The sequence below is a fragment of the Variovorax sp. PBS-H4 genome (assembly GCF_901827205.1).
In the GTDB taxonomy this organism is placed as follows: domain Bacteria; phylum Pseudomonadota; class Gammaproteobacteria; order Burkholderiales; family Burkholderiaceae_C; genus Variovorax.
Map to the genome: position 1 here is coordinate 2,515,978 of NZ_LR594675.1, position 18,531 is coordinate 2,534,508.

Annotated in this window: 13 protein-coding genes and 1 pseudogene; 4 read left to right on the plus strand and 10 right to left on the minus strand. The window is 68.7% G+C overall.

All coding sequences use genetic code 11. The features are described from left to right. Positions 1–15 precede the first annotated feature (15 nt). On the minus strand, positions 16–1,290 hold the full coding sequence (locus E5CHR_RS11900) for a c-type cytochrome (protein WP_162579868.1): 1,275 nt from the start codon (positions 1,288–1,290) through the stop codon (positions 16–18). A gap of 4 nt (positions 1,291–1,294) precedes the next feature. Continuing rightward, positions 1,295–2,023, minus strand: coding sequence for a c-type cytochrome (locus E5CHR_RS11905; RefSeq protein ID WP_443083070.1), 729 nt, complete (start codon positions 2,021–2,023; stop codon positions 1,295–1,297). Between the two features lie 40 nt (positions 2,024–2,063). On the opposite strand from E5CHR_RS11905, the gene E5CHR_RS11910 reads away from it, so the two are divergent. Next, positions 2,064–2,711, plus strand: coding sequence for a DUF1345 domain-containing protein (locus tag E5CHR_RS11910; RefSeq protein WP_162579869.1), 648 nt, complete (start codon positions 2,064–2,066; stop codon positions 2,709–2,711). Positions 2,712–2,770: 59 nt separating this feature from the next. Here E5CHR_RS11910 and E5CHR_RS11915 read toward each other — a convergent pair whose 3' ends face one another. The 3 genes from E5CHR_RS11915 to E5CHR_RS11925 all read right to left on the minus strand — a co-directional run bounded on the left by E5CHR_RS11915 (position 2,771) and on the right by E5CHR_RS11925 (position 5,855). Then, positions 2,771–3,706: a DMT family transporter gene (locus E5CHR_RS11915; protein ID WP_269474080.1), complete on the minus strand. Its 936-nt coding sequence runs from the start codon at positions 3,704–3,706 to the stop codon at positions 2,771–2,773. 68 nt (positions 3,707–3,774) lie between these two features. Further along, positions 3,775–4,272: a methylated-DNA--[protein]-cysteine S-methyltransferase gene (locus tag E5CHR_RS11920; protein WP_162579870.1), complete on the minus strand. Its 498-nt coding sequence runs from the start codon at positions 4,270–4,272 to the stop codon at positions 3,775–3,777. Between the two features lie 35 nt (positions 4,273–4,307). Continuing rightward, the gene (locus E5CHR_RS11925) at positions 4,308–5,855 is read right to left on the minus strand and encodes a DNA-3-methyladenine glycosylase 2 family protein (RefSeq protein WP_162579871.1); all 1,548 of its coding nucleotides are present in this window, start codon (positions 5,853–5,855) and stop codon (positions 4,308–4,310) included. A 113-nt stretch (positions 5,856–5,968) separates the two neighbouring features. On the opposite strand from E5CHR_RS11925, the gene E5CHR_RS11930 reads away from it, so the two are divergent. Continuing rightward, positions 5,969–7,351, plus strand: coding sequence for a phosphomannomutase/phosphoglucomutase (locus tag E5CHR_RS11930; RefSeq protein ID WP_162579872.1), 1,383 nt, complete (start codon positions 5,969–5,971; stop codon positions 7,349–7,351). A gap of 23 nt (positions 7,352–7,374) precedes the next feature. Next, positions 7,375–8,742: a 3-deoxy-D-manno-octulosonic acid transferase gene (locus tag E5CHR_RS11935; protein WP_162583696.1), complete on the plus strand. Its 1,368-nt coding sequence runs from the start codon at positions 7,375–7,377 to the stop codon at positions 8,740–8,742. A 14-nt stretch (positions 8,743–8,756) separates the two neighbouring features. Here E5CHR_RS11935 and E5CHR_RS11940 read toward each other — a convergent pair whose 3' ends face one another. Continuing rightward, a complete protein-coding gene (locus E5CHR_RS11940) occupies positions 8,757–11,741 on the minus strand; it encodes a galactose oxidase-like domain-containing protein (RefSeq protein ID WP_197893854.1) in 2,985 nt (994 codons plus the stop codon). 650 nt (positions 11,742–12,391) lie between these two features. On the opposite strand from E5CHR_RS11940, the gene E5CHR_RS11945 reads away from it, so the two are divergent. Next, positions 12,392–12,604 carry a hypothetical protein gene (locus tag E5CHR_RS11945; RefSeq protein ID WP_162579873.1) on the plus strand — a complete coding sequence of 71 codons (213 nt, stop codon included), beginning with the start codon at positions 12,392–12,394 and terminating at the stop codon, positions 12,602–12,604. On the opposite strand, the gene E5CHR_RS11950 is transcribed toward E5CHR_RS11945, so the two are convergent. From E5CHR_RS11950 to E5CHR_RS11965, 4 genes and pseudogenes are all read right to left on the minus strand, one after another. Further along, entirely contained in the window at positions 12,594–14,117 is a 1,524-nt protein-coding gene (locus E5CHR_RS11950) for a TolC family outer membrane protein (RefSeq protein WP_162579874.1), read from the minus strand. The genes E5CHR_RS11945 and E5CHR_RS11950 overlap by 11 nt on opposite strands. Positions 14,118–14,139: 22 nt before the next feature. Further along, positions 14,140–14,478 (minus strand): rhodanese-like domain-containing protein, encoded by a 339-nt coding sequence (locus E5CHR_RS11955; RefSeq protein ID WP_162579875.1) that lies wholly within the window; start codon positions 14,476–14,478, stop codon positions 14,140–14,142. Beyond that, positions 14,478–15,161 carry a protein-L-isoaspartate O-methyltransferase family protein gene (locus E5CHR_RS11960; RefSeq protein ID WP_162579876.1) on the minus strand — a complete coding sequence of 228 codons (684 nt, stop codon included), beginning with the start codon at positions 15,159–15,161 and terminating at the stop codon, positions 14,478–14,480. The genes E5CHR_RS11955 and E5CHR_RS11960 overlap by 1 nt, the downstream gene beginning before the upstream one ends. Positions 15,162–15,201: 40 nt before the next feature. Continuing rightward, a pseudogene (locus E5CHR_RS11965) lies at positions 15,202–18,530 on the minus strand (efflux RND transporter permease subunit). Position 18,531: the final 1 nt, after the last annotated feature.

Sequence of the window (18,531 nt, forward strand, 5' to 3'; positions counted from 1 at the left end):
CAGCGCGCGTGGACATCAGGGCCGCATGATCTGGCTGCGGGTGACCGGCGGCGCGTCGTTGCCCCACGAGCCTCGGATGTAGCTCAGCACAGCGGCGATGCCGTCGTCATCGAGCACATGGCCGAAGGGCGGCATGCCGTACGGTCGTGGATTGCCGGCAGTGGAAGGCAGGAAGCCCCCGTGGCGCAGCACCTGCACGAGGTTGACGGTCGAGTCCATGGTGACGGCGCGGCTGCCCGCCAGCGCCGGGTAGGCCCCTTGGGCACCCTGGCCCGCGTCGCCGTGGCAGTAGGCGCATTGCTGGTCGTAGATCTTTGCGCCACGCGCCATCACGCCGGCATCGCGGCGCACCGGCGCTGCGGGGGCGGGCGCGTCCGCTGCCTTGGCTTCGGGCAGTTGCTTGAGGAACACCGCCATGGCGTTCAGGTCGACGTCGCCGAGATGCTGGGTGCTGCGGTAGACCACGTCGGCCATCGGTCCCATGACCGATCCGCGCGGCGAGGTGCCGTTCTTTAGCAGCGCGATGACGTGTTGCGTGTCCCAGTCCGAGACACCGGCCTCGCGCTTTGAATTGAGCGAAGGCGCATACCAGTTCTCGACGGGGATCAGCCCGCCGGAGAGACCCAGCTTCTCTTCGGTGGCGCCCAGCACGTTGCGCGTGCCGTGGCACGCGATGCAATGGCCCAGGCCCTCGACCAGGTAGGCGCCGCGGTTCCATTCGGCAGGCTTGGCCGGATCGGCGACGAAGCTGCCGGGCGCGAAGAAGAGCGCGCGCCATACGGCGAGCGCAGCTTGTGTGTCATAGGGAAAACGCAGCTTGTGGGCGGCGCTGGGCGTCGGAGCGGGCGGCACGGTACGCAGGTAGGCGTAGATCGCGTCCGAATCCTCGCGCGTCACGCGCGTGAAGCTCGGGTAGGGAAAGGCGGGGTACAGGAGGCGCCCGTCCATCGAGCGACCGTTGTGCAGGGCGCGCCAGAAATGCGCGGCGCTCCAGCGGCCGATGCCGGCTTCGTCGTGCGGCGTGAGGTTGCTCGCGAAGACCGTGCCGAACGGCGTCTCGATGCCCACGCCGCCGGCATAGGCTGCACCGCCGCGCGCGGTGTGGCAGCCGGCGCAGTTGCCGGCCAGCGCGAGATAGCGGCCGCGTTCGACCTGGGCCGGCGTCGGGTTGAAAGCGACCGGTGTAGCGGGAAGCGGATCTTCGCCGCGCAAGTTGAGGGCCACGAGCCCCGAGGCCCCCAGGAGCAGCAGCACGACCAAGGCGAGCAGGGTATAGAGGGTGCGTCGCATCGCGTCAGCTCCCCATGGCACTGCAGGGCATCGGCAGCGGTCCGGGTGGCGCGGCCGCGGGCTTGGGGTCCGCCGGCACCGGCTGCAAGGCCAACCAACTCGCGACGGCGTTGATGTCGTCCGCGTTGAGCTTGCGCCCGACTTCCGCCATGCAGTCGGGCGGCAGGGCGTGGCGCCCGTTGTTGAGCCAGTCGCCCAACTGCGAGGCGAGGTACAGGCGCGGCAGGCCGAGCAGCGAGGGAATGGCGGGCGCGATGCCGGTCAGCGCCTGGCCATGGCATTGCGCGCAGGCCGGAATGCCGCGCGCGGCATCGCCCTGGAACGCCAGCTCCTTCCCGCGCGCGAGACTCTGCGCCGAGGCATCGGTGCGCGCGGACACGGGCGGATAGGGCAGGTCGAGCGCCGCGAAGTACTGCGCGATCTCGCGCAGGTAGGCATCCGACAGGTGCCGCACCATGTGCACCATGTCGCTGTTGAAGCGGCGCCCGTCGCGAAAGCTCAGCAGCTGGTTGTAGAGATAGCCTTCGGGCTTGCCGGCCAGCCGCGGGAAGTAGCCGGCATTGGTGCTGGCACCCTCGCGCCCATGGCAGGCGATGCAGGCCGCGACGCGCTGCTCGATGGTGTCGGGTACGCGTGCGGGCGCGGGAGAAGCGGCATGGGCCGGCGGCATCAGCGGGGCCAGGCCGAGGGCGGCGAGCAGCGCGCCTCGCCAGAAAGGTCGGATGTTCATCATGGTGCGAGCGCGATTGTCGCCGCGCGCTAAAGTGCCCTGCATGCATATGCGATTTACGCGAATGATGGGCTGGCAGCGGCTGCTGTTCGGCGCGGTGGTGGGTGTTGCCATCGGCCTCCTGCCCTGGCACTTCGGCGCCGTAGCCCGCGGACTTCTGGGCTGGTGCTGTGGCGCGACGGCCTACCTGCTGCCTGCCTGGTGGCTCGCCGAGACCTCGGACGCTTCGAGCACGCGGGCGCGCGCGCGGTCGCTCGACCAGCCCAGCGTGCTGATCCTGGCCGCCATGGTGGCCGGCGTCGGCGCCAGCATGGTGACGATCTCGCTGCTGCTGAAGCAGGTCGGGGAGATGGGAGAGGCTGCGCGCATCGGCCACATCGCGCTGGGACTGCTGGCGCTTGCGGGCTCATGGCTGATGATCCACACGATCTACGGGTTTCATTACGCACACCGCTATTACCGCGCGGAGCCGGACCGCCACCCGGGCCTCGACTTTCCGGGCAAGCTCGACCCGGACTACTTCGACTTTCTCTACTACGCCTTCGTGATCGGCATGTGCTCGCAGGTGTCCGACGTGCAGGTGCGCTCGCGCGAAATGCGCCGCATCACGCTCGTGCACAGCGTGCTGTCCTTCGCCTTCAACATGCTGGTGCTGGCGATGTCGATCAACGTGGTGGCGGGAGCGATTTGATTCGCTATGCGCAGCCGGAAGAGCTCGCGATCCACGTGCGCGTCGCCATCAACAATCGATCAGCGGCGCTCCTGTACGGTCGCCGCCGGCCGTCGCCCCAGCCTCACCAACCCCGTCGACAAGGCCACGCCGCACACGATCACCACCGCGCATGCCAGCATCCACTGCGTGATCTCCTCGCCCAGGAAAACGGCGCCGTAGAACAGCGCGAACACCGGCACCAGGAAGGTCACGGTCAGCGCGCGCGCCGGGCCGGCGCGCTCGATCAACCGAAAGAACAGGATGTAGGCGAGTCCGGTGCACGCCGTGCCCAGCACCACGAGCGCGAGCCAGGCCTTGAGGCTCGGCATCCGCGCCGGCCACAGCCAGAGGGCCGGAAGTGCCAGCGCGAGCGTAGCGCCGATCTGGCTGCCGGCCGCGGTGGCGAGCGTCGGCACGCCCGTGAGGTGCTTGCGCGTCAGGCTCGCCGAGACCGCATAGCAGATGCAGGCCGCGAGGCAGGCGGCGATGGCCCAGCGTGCTGCGGTTTCGTCCGCGCCTGACTGCAGTCCCGCGCTGCGCCCGGCCAGCATGGCGACTCCCGCGAAGCCGATCACCAGGCCCAGGGTGCGCGAGCGATCGGGCCGCTCGCCGAAGAAGCCCCACGCGACGAGCGCACCGAACATCGGCACCGTGGCATTGAGGACGGCACCGAGTCCGCTGTTGATGGTGAGCAGCGCAAAGGCGAAGAAGGCAAAAGGCAGCCCGGAATTCAACACGCCGATGCTGAGCGCCGGTTTCCAGTACTGCTTCAAGCTGGACCATTGGCCGCGCATGAACAACAGCGGCAGCAGGAAAAGCATGCCGATCCCGACCCGCACTGCGGCCGTCGGCAGCGCGCCGAATTCCGCCGCGCCGATGCGCATGAACAGGAAAGAGGCGCCCCACAGCATGCCTAGCAACACGAGATCAACCAGCCAGCGCTTGGCCGGGCGTGCCGGCGGGATGGGAGTGATGGGCGAACCGGGCCCGCTGGTCGCGGCCACGTTGGCCACGGCGTTCGCGGCCGTGCACTCGCCTTCGCTCACAAGGCGCCTTCCAGCTCGAGCAGTGCGCTCTTGCGTTCGAGTCCGCCCGCATAGCCGGTCAGTGAACCGTTGGTGCCGAGCACGCGATGGCAGGGAACGATCACGCTGATGGGGTTGCGGCCCACCGCCGCGCCCACCGCACGCACCGCGGCGGCATTGCCCAGGCCCGCGCTGATTGCGCCATAGCTGGTGGTGCGCCCCACGGGAATGGCCAGCAGCGCCTGCCACACCGACTGCTGGAAGGCCGTGCCGTGCGACAGATCGAGCGGGAGGTCGAAGTGCTGGCGGCGGCCGGTGAAGTAGTCGGCGAGCTGGGCCGCAGCTTCGCGCAGCACCGGATGCTCCGGGTTGTGCTGCCAGCCGTGCGTGTCGGGCCAGTGGCGCTGCTGGTCGAACCAGGCGCCGGCCAGGCCTGCATCGGTGGCCGCAAGCGTCACGGCGCCGAGGGGGGTTTGCATCGTGCAGCTGTGGAGGGTGGCGTTCTTGAATTTCATGATGTCGTCTCGCGATGTCGTGTCTCGTCAGACATTCAGGCGGCAACGCTTTCGAGGGCGGGCGGCGCGGCGGAGGATTCCCCGGCGGGCAGGGGACTGTGCCATGCGCGCAGCACTGCGTAGCTGCGCCACGGACGCCAGGCCTGCGAGGCCTCCGCCGCTGCGCGTGCGGAACTCACGCGCAGCGCTTTCTGCAGCGCGACGTCGCCGGCAGGGAAGGCATCGGGCCAGCGCAGCGCGCGCATGGCGATGTATTGCGCGGTCCAGTCTCCGATGCCGGGCAGCTGTTGCAGGGCGGCGAGGGTGGCGGGCACATCGGCGCCGGCATGCAGGGCGAGCCGGCCTTCCAGCACGTTGCGCGCGAGGGCGATCAGGGCCGACTGCCGCTGCCGCACGATGCCCAGCTGGCCCAGCGCATCGCCGCTCGCCGTCGCGAGGGCGGCAGGGGTCGGGAACAGCCGGTCCAGCCCCGCGACCGGCGTGGCGATGGGCTCGCCCAGCGCCTGCACCAGCCGCGTGCCCAGCGTGCGCGCGGCGGCGACGGTGATCTGCTGGCCCAACACGGCCCGCACCGCGAGCTCGAAGCCGTCGACCGTCCCCGGCACGCGCAGCCCGTCGCCCTGCGGGAAGCTGGCGTGCAGCGTGGCATTGATCGCCATCGGGTCTGCGTCCAGGTCGAGCATCGCGCGCACCCGGCTGATCACCGTCGGCAGCACCGCGGCCAGCGAATCGCCGACCTGCAGCAGCAGTTGCTCGCGCTCGCCGTCGAAGCGCAGCTGCAGCCAGCCCGTATGCATGCGCTCGCCCTGCGCGACGCGCAGCGTGCGAGCCAGCCGGGGCGTGCCGCCCGCGTTGTCGATGGCCTCGACGCCGCCCAGCGCGCGGCGCGCGAAGAAGCCCAGCATGGCCGCGGCGTCATAGGGCGGGCGGTAGCCCAGGCGCACGCTCACCGAGCCGCCGCCGCGCTCGCCGGCCGCGGCGCCGGCCCGCCGCAGCGCGCTCGGGTTCAGGCCGTAATGCGAAACGAAGGCCGCATTGAACCGCCGCACGCTGGCGAAGCCGCTGGCCAGCGCCACCTGCGTCATCGGCAGCCGCGTGTCGGCGATCAGCTGCTTGGCCGCCAGCAGGCGGCGCGTCTGCAGGTACTGCAGCGGCGACACGCCGAACTGCGCCTCGAAGATGCGGCGCAGGTGGCGGTCGCTCACGCCCAGGCGAGCGGCGATGCGGGCGGCGCCGGGGCCGTCCTCGTCCCAGGCATCGGGCTCGTCGATCAGGCGCGCGGCCTGCAGCGCAAGGATGCGCGATGCGTCTTCCGTGGACCAGCTCGCGGCCCGCGGCGCCAGCTCCGGCCGGCAGCGCAGGCAAGGGCGGAAGCCGGCGGCCTCGGCCTGGGCCGCATGCCGGAAGAAGCGGCAGTTCTCGCGCCTCGGCAGCTTGACGCGGCAGACCGGCCGGCAGTAAACGCCGGTGGACGTCACGGCAGTGAAGAAGGACCCGTCGAAGCGCGCGTCATGGGCCTTCATGGCGAGGTAGCAGGCGTCGCTTTCAAGTCCAGCGGCGGGGGAGGCGGTCGAGAGGGGCATGCCTTGGATGATACGGAGCGCCACGCGCATGAATAGCCATTTCCGGACATCTGGCAGCAGGAGCGCATGCCTACAATGGTCTTCATTTTTCGAACTCACCCGAAGGGAAGCCCATGCAGCTCAGCGCATCGATCTTCAAGGCCTATGACATTCGCGGCGTCGTGCCCACCACGCTCGACGCGGAGGTCGCCGAGGCGCTCGGCAAGGCCTTCGGCAGCGCGGCACGCGCGGCCGGCGAGAAGGCGGTGGCGGTCGGGCGCGACGGGCGCCTGTCGGGCCCGGCGCTGGCGGAGGCGCTGATCCGCGGGCTGGTCGCCACCGGGATCGAAGTCATCGATGTCGGCGCGGTGACGACGCCGATGCTTTATTACGCGGCCCACACGCTGGCCACCAGCGGCATCCAGGTGACCGGCAGCCACAACCCCAAGGACTACAACGGCTTCAAGATGGTGCTGGCCGGCCGCGCCATCTACGGCGAAGAAATCCAGGGTTTGCGCCGCGTGATGGAAGCCGGCAGCGCCCAGCTCGCGGCCGGGGGCAGCGTGCGCAAGGCAGACGTCATGGAGGCGTACACGAAGCGCATCGTCGAGGACATCAAGCTCGCGCGCCCCATCAGGATCGTGGTCGATTCCGGCAACGGCATCGCGGGCGCATCGGCGCCGGCCATCCTGCGCGCCATCGGCTGCGAGGTGACGGAGCTCTACAGCGAGGTCGACGGCAATTTCCCCAACCACCATCCCGACCCGAGCAAGCCCGAGAACCTGAAGGACCTGATCGCGGCGTTGGCAACCGGCGACGCCGAGCTGGGCCTGGCCTTCGACGGCGACGGCGACCGCCTGGGCATCGTCACCAAGGACGGCCAGAACATCTTCCCTGATCGCCAGATGATGCTGTTCGCGCAGGACGTGCTGTCGCGCGTGCCCGGCGGCACCATCGTCTACGACGTGAAATGCACGCAGCGCCTGGCGCCCGCGATCGAGGCCGCGGGCGGCAAGCCGATGATCTTCAAGACCGGCCACTCGCTGATCAAGGCGAAGATGAAAGAGATCGACTCCCCGCTCGGCGGCGAGATGAGCGGCCATATCTTCTTTAAGGAACGTTGGTTCGGCTTCGACGACGGCACCTATGCCGGTTGCCGGCTGCTGGAAATCCTCAGCAAGACACCCAACGCGAGCGACACCCTCAACGCGCTGCCCACCAGCTTCTCGACGCCCGAGCTCAACGTGAAATGCGCCGAGGGCGAGCCGCACGCGCTGGTCGAGCAGTTGGTGCAGACGGCCAAGTTCGATGCACAGGCCAAGGTCTCGACCATCGACGGCCTGCGCGTGGACTGGCCCGACGGCTTTGGCCTGATCCGCGCCTCCAACACCACGCCGGTGCTGGTGCTGCGTTTCGAAGGGCAGACGCAGGCCGCACTCGACCGCATCCAGCACGACTTCCTCGCGCTGCTCAAGGGCGTGAAGCCCGATGCGACGCTGGCCGAAGCTGCGCACTGAGCCCCGGATTCTTTTTGTTGAGCGTGCGTTCGCTGCTGCTGCGCCTGTACGGCGTCTTCACCACCCTTGCGCAACCGCTGGTTCGGCGCAAGCTGCGCCGCCGGGCCGTGGCCGAGCCCGGCTACGCCCACGCGGTCGAGGAGCGTTTCGGCCGGTATGACGAGGCCACGGCCGGCACCGGCTGGTGCTGGGTCCATGCGGTCTCGCTGGGCGAGGCGAGGGCTGCCGGCATCCTGATCGCCGAGCTGCGCCGCCAGTATCCGGGCATTCCGATTCTGCTCACCCATGGCACCGCGACCGGGCGCGAAGAGGGGGCCAAGCTGCTGGAAGAAGGCGACCTGCAGGTCTGGCAGCCCTGGGACGCGCCCGCCGCGGTGGCCAGCTTCCTCGACCGCTTCCAGCCACGCATCGGCGTGCTGATGGAGACCGAGGTATGGCCCGAGCTCACCGCCGCGTGTGCCGAACGCGGCATTCCGCTGGTGCTGGCCAATGCGCGCCTCAACGAGAACTCGCTCGCCTCCGCGGAGCGCCTGGGCTGGCTGGCGCGTCCCGCGTATTCTTCGCTGGCGGCGGTCTGGGCCCAGACCGAGGCCGATTCGCATCGCCTGGTTTCGCTGGGCGCCAAGGTCGCGGGCGTCTACGGCAACCTCAAGTTCGACGCGACGCCCGATCCCCGCCAGCTCGCGACGGCAGCCCGGCTGCGCGGCCAGCTGCCGCGGCCGGTGGTCATGCTTGCGAGCTCGCGCGACGGCGAGGAGGCGCAGTTGCTCGACGTGCTTGAGCGCTTCGGCGCGCTGTCGCCCGTGCCGCCGGCGCAGGATGCGGTGCAGTCCATCGCCAGGCGGGTGCATGAAGTGCAGTGGATGATCGTGCCGCGCCACCCGCAGCGCTTCGACGAGGTTGCCGCCCTGATCGAGGGGCGCGGCTTCGCGGTGGCGCGGCGCAGCGCGGCCGGTGCGCCGGCCAAGTCGGAAATCTGGCTGGGGGATTCGCTCGGTGAGATGGCGCTCTACTACGGCCTGGCCGACGTGGCGCTGCTGGGGGGCAGCTTCGAGGCACTGGGGGGCCAGAACCTCATCGAGGCGGCCGCCTGCGGCTGCCCCGTGATCATGGGACCTTCCACCTACAACTTCGCCGAGGCCGCGGAGCTCTCGCTCGCGGCAGGCGCCTCGCTACGGGTGAACGACATGGAGCATGCGGTCACGGCGGCGCTCAAGCTGGTCGAACAGCAGGATCGCCGCGAGGCGATGGCCGAGGCAGCGCAGGCCTTCGCCGGCGCCAACCGCGGGGCGGCGCAGCGCACGGCGGCGGCAGTGCTCGCGATTGCAGAAGCCGTATCCGACACTGCACCCGCCGTGCTGGAGGAGCGGGCCGAGCCCACTCTCGAATAGGTTGAGCTTTCGGCTCAGCCTGCGACGCAGGACTTCACGGTGTACGGCGCAGGATCGGTGCCGAAGTAGGCGTTCGTGCAGCTCACCGTGCCGCTGACGGTCTTGGTGATCCAACGCGTATCCGCCCCGTACTTGACCACCGTGGGACTGGACACCGTAAAGCTGCCGCCCTCTGGTGCGAGCACCGTGCCGGGCGCTGGTGCAGGTGCCGGCGCTGGTGCAGGTGCAGGTGCAGGTGCAGGTGCCGGTGCCGGTGCCGGGGCAGGTGCCGGGGCAGGTGCAGGTGCAGGTGCAGGCGCAGGTGCAGGCGCTGGTGCCGGCGCTGGTGCAGGTGCAGGTGCAGGTGCAGGTGCAGGTGCTGGTGCTGGTGCTGGTGCAGGTGCAGGTGCTGGCGCAGGTGCAGGTGCTGGTGCTGGTGCTGGTGCTGGTGCTGGTGCAGGTGCAGGTGCAGGTGCAGGTGCAGGTGCAGGTGCTGGTGCAGGTGCTGGCGCTGGTGCTGGTGCTGGTGCAGGTGCAGGTGCAGGTGCGGGCGCTGGCGCAGGCGCGGGAGCAGGCGCGGGCGTGGGCGCGGGCGCCGGCGCCGGTGCGGGTGCGGGTGCGGGTGCGGGTGCGGGTGCGGGTGCGGGTGCGGGTGCAGGGGTCACGCACGACTTCGCGGTGAAGGGCGCGGGGTCCGTCCCGAAAAACGTGTTGGTGCAGCTACCGGTGCCGCTCACCGTTCGCTCGGTCCAGCGCGAATCGGCGCCGTAGCGAACTAGCGTGCTCGTGGGAACCGTGAAGTTCTCCCCTTCCTTCGCCAGCGTTATGTAGGTAGGCGCGGGCGCAGGTGCAGGCGCAGGTGCAGGCGCAGGTGCGGGTGCGGGTGCAGGTGCAGGTGCAGGCGCAGGCGCAGGCGCGGGCGCGGGCGCGGGCGCGGGCGCGGGCGCGGGCGTAGGTGCAACACTCGCGAAGCACGATTTCGCAGTCATCGGCGCTGGATCGACGCCGAAGAACGTGCTGGTGCAACTCGCACTTCCCGAAACGGTCTTGCTGATCCAGCGCGTGTCCGCGCCGAAGCTCACCAGTGCGGCGCTCGCCATGCTGAAGTTGCCGCCTTCGTTGGCGACCAGCTTGTCGCCGGAAGCCGGCTGGTTGCCGGGAACCACGCCCGCAACTTGGGGCGTCAGCACCTCGCAGGTCTTGGCCAGGCCGGGTGCCGGATTGGCGCCGAAGAATTCGTTGCTGCATGCGACGGTGCCGGTCGCTGTCTTTTGTACCCACCGGCTGTCCGCGCCATAGCGCACCGTCGTGGCCGCGGGCAGCGTAAAGCTCTTGCCTTGGTCGACCGCCTTCGACCACTTGGCATCCACCTTCATGATCTTGGCCACCGACGGCACGCCGGCGCTGTCGATGACGAAGAGCATGTAGTGGCCGATCGGCACCGTGTTCGGCCCTTCGTTCAGCGTGATGCTGACGTTGGAACTGCCCGCCGCCTGCGTGAAGGGCAGCTCCAGGAAGCGCTGCTCGAAGTTGGTCGAATGCGTCACCGAGCCGGTTCGGATCAGCGTCACGCGCTGGATCGCACGGCCCGACGCCACCGTGATGCCGAAGGTCGAGCCCAGGTCCACCGCGGCGGGTGCCGAGTTGATCAGGGGGCGCGCCTGCTTCTGCCCGGTGCTGTCGAAAAGGTAGGGCGGCGAGTAGATCTCGGCGTTGAGGTTGATCACGGGCCCCGGCGAGCCGCCGCCCACCGAAAGCACCGTGGCATCCGGCAGCAGGATTGCCGACGAGTGATAGAGGCGCGGCTTGGCGGCCGAGGCGCCGGTCGTCCACCCGTTGGTCTTCGGATCCCAGATGAGGGTGGAAAGGGCGGTGTCGACCAGCACGTTGTCTTCCGACGAGCCGCCGGTGACGGCCACCTTGCCATCGGCCAGCACGGTGGCGGTGCTCCAGATGCGGTTGGTGCCCGGCCCGGCGATCGGCGTGATGACCGGTGTCCGGCCGTTCACGTCGACCACCATCGCACCGCCTTCGTCGTCGACCATCATCATGCGGCCGCGATCGAAGAGGGCCCAGGGCAGCATCCAGTCGGTGTTCTTGGGCAGCGTGCCGATGGTGTCCATCGTCTCTGCCTCGACGTCGAGGCTGTACAGCGTGCTGCCGCTGGCGATCAGGACCTTGCCGTTCGGCGCGAGGAAGCCGCGCGGGTAGTACCAGTCGGCCGGCCAGTTGGCAATCTTGGACAAGGTCCTCCAGCCCGATCCGGGCGTGTAGAGCTCGGGCGGTCCCGCGCCGGCGCCGGTCTCGTCGATGCCAGCGGCGGTCAGGACCCGGCCGTCTGCCAGCGGGTACAGCGAGCCGTACCAACGCGCGTATTGCATGGGCGTGCCCGAGGCCTTCAACTCCAGCAGCGTCGGATCGAACAGGTTGGTGTCGCGCACCCCCAGGTTCACTGGGGTGCCGTTGTTCAGGCCGCGGGTGTCGCCGCCGGCGAGCAGCACCTGGCCGGTGGTCGGCAGCACCACCTGCGCATTGCAGAAGAGGTCGGTGCGAGTGGAATGCTGCAGCAGGTTGTGCGCGTTGGTGGCCGGGTTCCACACGTCGTAGTAGAGCTGCGCGCCCTGATTGCCATCAGGGTCGGTGCCGTAGCTCATGATCTTGCCATCGGGAGTCAGGATGGCGTGAATTGCATTGATCGGCCAGCTGCTCGCGGAGGACCATTGGCCCAGGCTTGCGGGACCGGCGGCGGCACCCGTCTGCAGTTCGGTCTTCTTGGGCTTCGGGCCGTCGCCTCGGTCGATCGGGGCAGGTACGTCGCGCTCGCGTGCGCGCTCGCGCTCGATGTCGAGCAGTGTGCGAACAGCGCGCCGGATCTTCTCGGGCTTTCCCGCGGCCTCGGGAGCGCCCGCGCTGGCCGGGCCGCTGCTGCTGCCCTCTGTTGCTGCGCTGGATGCCGCCGCAATGCTGGAGGCTGTGCCGCCACCGCCACCCCCACCGCATCCTGCTATCAAGGCCGCCACCGAGACTGCAATCAGGGTAAGGCGAAAGGAAGAAGAAACGGAGGAGGAGCGCTGCGACGGCATCGAGGAAAGGTCTGTGAAATGAATGCTTTGTAGTTATATCCTGACACCATCGCCATATCTTGAAGACGCGGTGCACTCCTACACCCTTCGTGGGCCTCGCGGAAGGAGGGGAAACGCCTGACGACCAGGCCAGTAATCACAGCAGTAAATCGTGCGTTTCTCGTCGCGTTGCGTTCCTCGTTCCGGAACCCACAGGCCGACCCAGCGACTGACCGGTGTCTACTTCATGAAGGCCGAAAAAGGCTCCATGTACACGACGTCGAGCAGCGAGTACCTTGCCGCCTCGCTGTTGTCCTGTCTATCTCGAAGGGGCTGCCTTGCTACCCTCCACAGCCGTTCGGCACCCGCGCCTGCGGGCACTGCACACTGCACCCTACGACCGCGGGTTGATGCCCGGCTTCGTCACGTACGGCGTGACTGCGACGATGGTCTCGGTCCATCCGAGCTATCGCTTGTTGGTGTCCTCCCGGACTCGGCTCCTTGCATCTTCGGCTCCCCCATGTGCCGCGGCAACGGTTTCGCCAAGCTCACTCGAGCCGTCAAAGACCTCGGACCCCTTCGATTGGGAGAAGCGCCCACTCGAGGAAATGAGGTATCGCTACGAGGTCTGGAACGCGCTTGGACGGAAAAAGCGGCCCCAAGTCGAATTTTTCTGGAAGGCGTCCCCGGAAGAGGGCAGGACCGTCACTCCTCGCAATATCGACGCGAAGGGCTTGTCGTTCAGCGCCGTCGATGTCAACGGCAACGAGGAACAGATTTCGTTCAGTGACGTGAGCCGTTTGCGCGTGCTCAGCGCGTAGGCGGCAGGATCACCGGCGGCGGAGGCGGCGAAGGCATCGTCGGCGCCGTCGGTGCAAAAGGTGGTGTCTGGACCGGCGGCACCGGCGGGATGATGACCGGCGCGCCAGGCGGCCGCCCCGTGATTGCCGGCTGCGAAGCCGGCGCTTGCGGTGGCGTCGCGGTCATGTCGACCGCGGCCCGGCCATCGGTAGCGAGCGTGCCGTTTATCGCGCGCAGGTCGTCCGCCGTGAGCGTGCCGTTGGCCTGGCGCAGCTTCAGATTGCCCAGCAGAACGTTGTAGCGCGCCACGGCCAGGTCGCGCTTGGTCTGGTAGAGCTGGCTCTGCGAATTGAGCACGTCGATATTGATGCGCACACCCACCTGGTAGCCCAGGCGGTTGGCATCGAGCGCACTTTGGCTGGAGGCTTCGGCGGCTTCGAGCGCCTTCACCTGCCCGGCCCCGGACACCAGGCCGAGGTAGGCCGCCCGGGTCGCCTGGGTCACGTTGCGGCGCGTGGATTCGAGCACCGAGCGCGACTGCTCCTCGAGCGCCAGCGTTTCCTTGACGCGGTTCTCGATCGCGAAGCCGGCGAACAGCGGCATGCTGAAGGTGACGCCGACAGTCCCCGCATTGATGCGCGAGCGCCCGGTGGTCGTGCTGGTGCCTTGCGGGTTGTTGCTGACGTTGTAGCCCAGGTTGGCATCGATGGTCGGCTTGTGCCCGGCCTGCGCCTTCTGCACCTCGAGCGATGCCACGTCCAACCCGAGGCGTGCCTGGCGGATGGAGGGATGCACGTCCTCGGCCTGCGCCACCCACGCGTTCATGTCGGCGGGCGCCACCTCGGGCAGCTGCACCGGCGCGGCCAGCGGCACCGGGACGCTGCCGGGGCGGCCGACCAATTGGTCGAGCGCGATCTTCTTGACCTGCCGGTCGTTCTCGGCCGCGATCTCTTGCGACACGACCAGGTCGTAGCGCGCTTGCGCCTCGCGCGTGTCCGTGATGGTCGAGGTGCCGACCTCGAAGTTGCGCTTGGCGGCCGCCAGCTGCTCGGCGACTGCGGCCTTCTGCGCGCGCACCAGCGACAGCGTGTCCTGCGCGGACAGCACGTCGAAATAGGCCTGGCTCACGCGCACCACGAGATCCTGGTCGGCGATGGTGAGCACCGCTTGTGCGATATCGACCTGGCGCTTGCCCTGCTCGTAGGTGGCCCAGTTCGCCGGCCTGTAGAGCGGTTGGATGGCGTTGATGCCCGCGCTCTGCGTGTTGAAGCCGCGCGAGGCGTTGCCTGCGGGCGTGTGCACGTCGAGCTCGGTGCGCGAAGCGCCCGCTGACAGCCCCACGCTGGGCAGGATGCCGGCCTTCGCCTGGGCGGCGCGCGCCAGGTTGGCGTCGTACTGCGCGCGCGCGGCCTGGTAGGTCGCGTCATAGCCGCGGGCCGATTCATAGAGTTCGACAAGGCTCTGGCCGTATGCCGGCAATGCGATCGCGGCGGCGAGGGCCGCCGTGAGGGGAAGAAGCCGGAACACGGGCATGAAGAGGTCCTTGGTCAGCTGGTCAGTAGCGCGGAACGGAGGCGTCGTGCTGCGTCGACCAGGCGTCGATGCCGCCGGCGACGTTCGCCACCTCCACGAAGCCGTTCTGGGCGAGGAAGGCGGCCACGCGCTGGCTGCGCGCGCCGTGATGGCACAGGCAGGCGATGCGCTGGGCCGGGTCGAGCTCGGCGAGGCGAGCCGGGACCTCGTTCATCGGGATGGCGACGAGCGTGAAGCCCTGCGGCGCGACGCTCGCGGTCTGCCGCTCCCAGGGCTCGCGCACGTCCAGCAGCACCGGGGCCGCGGCGGTGTCGAGGGCGAACCAGTCGGCCAGCCGGGCCGGGGGAACCTGGTCGACCATCAGAAGACGAAGCGCGAGGGCGCCGGAAAGTTGAGCAGGCGCGGCGCGACCGTGTCCCAGGGCTGGGTGATGTCCCACTTGCCTTCTCCCACGCGGGTGACGAAGTGGGCCCGCATCATCGGCTCGTCGCCCACGATCGCGGCCAGCCGGCCGCCCATCTTGAGCGAGCCCATCAGGCCTTGAGGCAGGCGCGCGACCGAGCCGCTGAGCACGATCACGTCGAAGGTGGGTCCGCTGGACAGCGGCACCGAGCCGTCGGCATTCCGGACTTCGACGTTGTCCACGCCATTGCGGCGCAGGTTTGCGGTGGCTACGGCGGCGAGGCCGGCATCGATCTCCAGCGTCAGCACCTGCGCGGCGCGGTGCGCGAGCAGCGCCGCCATGAAGCCGGAGCCGCTTCCGATCTCGAGCACCGTTTCGTGCTTCTTGATGTGCAGGTCCTGCAGCATGCGCGCCTCGACCTTCGGAGAAAGCATGCACTGCCCGGATTCCTTCCGGGTGGCACCTTCCAGCGGAATTTCCATGTCGAAGAAAGCGAGGCTGCGATGGGCCTTCGGCACATAGTCCTCGCGCCGGATCTGCGCGAGCAGATCGAGAATCTCGAGGTCCAGCACATCCCAGGGACGGATCTGCTGTTCGATCATGTTGAAGCGCAATCGCTCCAGGTCGTGAGTGGCGTTCATGGGGGTGTTCCTCGTGCCTATCGGGTATTGGGGGGTCGCTTCAGGACAAACTTTCAATTCTAGGGGCCGGCTTTGCCGCGTCCGCGGCGGTGCCTTGCACCGGGTGTGCGGGCTTCTTCTCGCCGCGCCAGATCCGCGTCGCCCAGGTGGCGAGATCGTCCATGTAGCAGTAGACGACCGGTACCACCACGAGCGTTAGCAGCGACGAGGTGATCACCCCGCCGATCACGGCCTGTCCCATGGGCGCGCGCTGCTCGGAGCCCTCGCTGAGCGCGAATGCCAGCGGCACCATGCCGAAGATCATGGCCAGCGTGGTCATCAGGATCGGGCGCAGCCGAACACGGGCAGCCAGCAGCAGGGCCTCGGCACGCGGCAGGCCCGGGGTGGTGGTGCCGTCGGGGGCGACGGCGGGTTGGCGCGCGCGGATGGCAAAGTCCACCAGCAGGATCGCGTTCTTGGTCACCAGGCCCATCAGCATCACGATGCCGATGATCGAGAACATCGAGAGCGTCGAGCCGAAGAGCATCAGCGCCAGCACCACGCCGATGAGCGTCAGCGGCAGCGCCGTCATCAGCGCAAGCGGCTGAAGGAAGCTCTTGAACTGGCTCGCCAGGATCATGTAGATGAAGATGATCGCCAGGGCCAGTGCCGACACCGCATAGCCGAAGGATTCCTGCATGTTCTTGGTCGAGCCGCTGAACTGCCAGCCGTAACCCGGCGGGAAGGCGATCCCCGCCAGTGCCGTGCGGATGTCGGCCGAGACCTCGCCGGCCGAACGGTTCGCGACGTTGGCGTTGATGCTGACCTCGCGCGCGAGCGCGCGCCGGTTGATCTGGTTGGGTCCGGTGGTCTCGCGCACCTCGGCCACCTGCTGCAGGCGCACGATGCGGCTGGAGCCGTCGGCATTGGCGCCCATGGCCGTGCTGACGAAGGGCAGGCGCGCAAGATCAGCCGGCGAGTTGCGCACCTCCGGCGCGAGGCGCACGTTGACGTCGTAGGTCTGGTCGTCGGGCGCACGCCAGTTGCCCACGGTGGTCCCGGCCACGAGGGTGCGCAGCGCGGCGGCAATCGGCGCCACGCCCAGTCCCAGGTCGGAGGCGGCGTCGCGCTGCAGCACCACGCTGACGGTCGGCTTGTTGGGCTTCTGGCTCGAGTCGAGATCGACCAGGCCCGGAATCGGGCGAATGGTTTCCATCACGCGCTGCGCGAGCCGCTCCAGCTCCTGCAGGTCGGGGCCCTGCAGCGAGAACTCGATCTGCTTGTTGCCGCCGACCGTGTCGCGCAGGCCCACGTGGGTGACGGTGATGCCGGGGATGGCCCGCAGGCGTTCGCGCAGCACCGTCGACATCTGGTCCACGCTGCGGGTGCGCTCCTTGCGGTCGACCAGCCGCACGTAGATGCTCGCGTAGATCTTGCCCTGCGCGTCGCCGGTGTTGATGGTGCTGAGCGTGTAGCGCACCTCGGGCATCTCGCGCAGCACGCCTTCGACCTGGCGGGCCTTGGCCTCGGTCACTTCGAGCGACGACCCGACCGGGGTGTAGAAGTTGATGGCGGTTTCCGAATAGTCGGCCTTGGGCACGAACTCGGTGCCCAGCAGCGGGACCATCGTCACGCTGAGGACGAAGATGCCAACGGCCGCGATGAGGGTTGCAATCTTGTGCGCGAGCGACCAGCGCAGGATCGATTGGTAACCCTCGCCGAGGCGGTGGGTCGCGCGGTCGAACCAGCCAGTGACGCGGCCGATGGTCCTGTCGTAGAGACCGGCCGGACGACCCTGGCGCTGCCCATGCGTGTCGATGGATGGGTCGTGCCACACGCTCGACAGCATCGGATCGAGCGTGAAGCTCACGAACATGGAGATCAGCACGGCCGCCACGATGGTGATGCCGAATTCGTGGAAGAACTTGCCGATGATGCCTTCCATGAAGCCGATGGGCAGGAACACCGCGACGATGGACAGCGTGGTTGCCAGCACCGCGAGCCCGATTTCCTGCGTGCCGTCGAGCGCGGCGGGGTAGGGCGCCTTGCCCATCTGCACGTGGCGCACGATGTTCTCGCGCACCACGATCGCGTCGTCGATCAGCAGGCCCACGCACAGCGACAGCGCCATCAGGGTCACCATGTTGATGGTGAATCCGAACATGGCCATGAACCAGAAGGTACCGATCAGTGCAATGGGCAGCGTCAGGCCGGTGATCACCGTCGAGCGCCAGGAGTTGAGGAACAGGAAGACGATCAGCACCGTGAGCAGGGCTCCCTCGAGCAGCGTCTTGCGCACGTTGTCGACCGCGACGCGGATCGGCCGCGAGGCGTCGCCGATGGGCTCGAGCTTCATGCCGGGCGGCAGCTGCGGCTGGATGTCTGCGAGCGCCTTGCGCAGGCCGTCCACGACCTGGATGGTGTTCTCGTCCTGCGCCTTCTGCACCGACAGGAGCAGCGTGCGCTGACCGTTGTAGAGCGCGAGGCTGTCGATCTCCTGCGCGCCGTCGCTCACCCGTGCCACCTGGTCGATGCGGATCGGCGCGCCGCCCTTGCGCGCGAGGATGATGCGGCCGAAGTCCTCGGGCCGCTCCATGCGCGCGTCGATCTGCACCACGCGCTCCTGCTCCAGCGAGCGCACCGCGCCCACCGGCAGCGCCTGGTTTTCGCTGCGAACCGCCTCCACCACCTGCTGCGCGCTGACGCCGAAAGCCTCCATCGCCTGCGGGTTGAGGTAGATGTTGATCTCGCGCTTGGTGCCGCCCACCAGCGTCACGGAGCCGACGCCGCGCACGTTCTCCAGGCGCTTCTTCAGAACCTGGTCCGCCCAGTTGGTCAGCTCGACGGCAGTCGGTTGGCTGGACCTGGCCCCCACGCTTGCCGCTGCGCGTGCTGCGCTGCCCCCGCGGGGGCGCTCGCGCCTTGGGGCGGCCCGGCGGCGCTCGTTCCGCCATCCGGCAGCACTGCCACCGACCACACCGGCCGTGAAGCCGGATCGAAGCGCAGCACGCGAGGCTCCTTGACCTCGTCGCGGAACAGCGGCCGCACGGCGGCCACCTTCTCGCGTACGTCGTCCGCCGCCTTGCGTCCGTCCACGTAGAGCTGGAACTCGATGATCACGACCGACTGGCCCTCGTAGCTGCGCGAGGTGAGGGCGTTGATCCCGGCGATGGAGTTGACGCCTTCCTCCACCTTCTTGGTCACCTCGCTTTCCACGATCTCGGGCGAGGCGCCGGGGTATTCGGTGATCACGACCACGACCGGAAAGTCGATGTTGGGGAACTGGTCGACCTGCAGCCGCTGGTACGAGAAGATGCCCAGCACCACCAGCGCCAGCATCAGCATGGTCGCGAAGACCGGGTTCTTCAGGCTGACGCGGGTGAACCACATG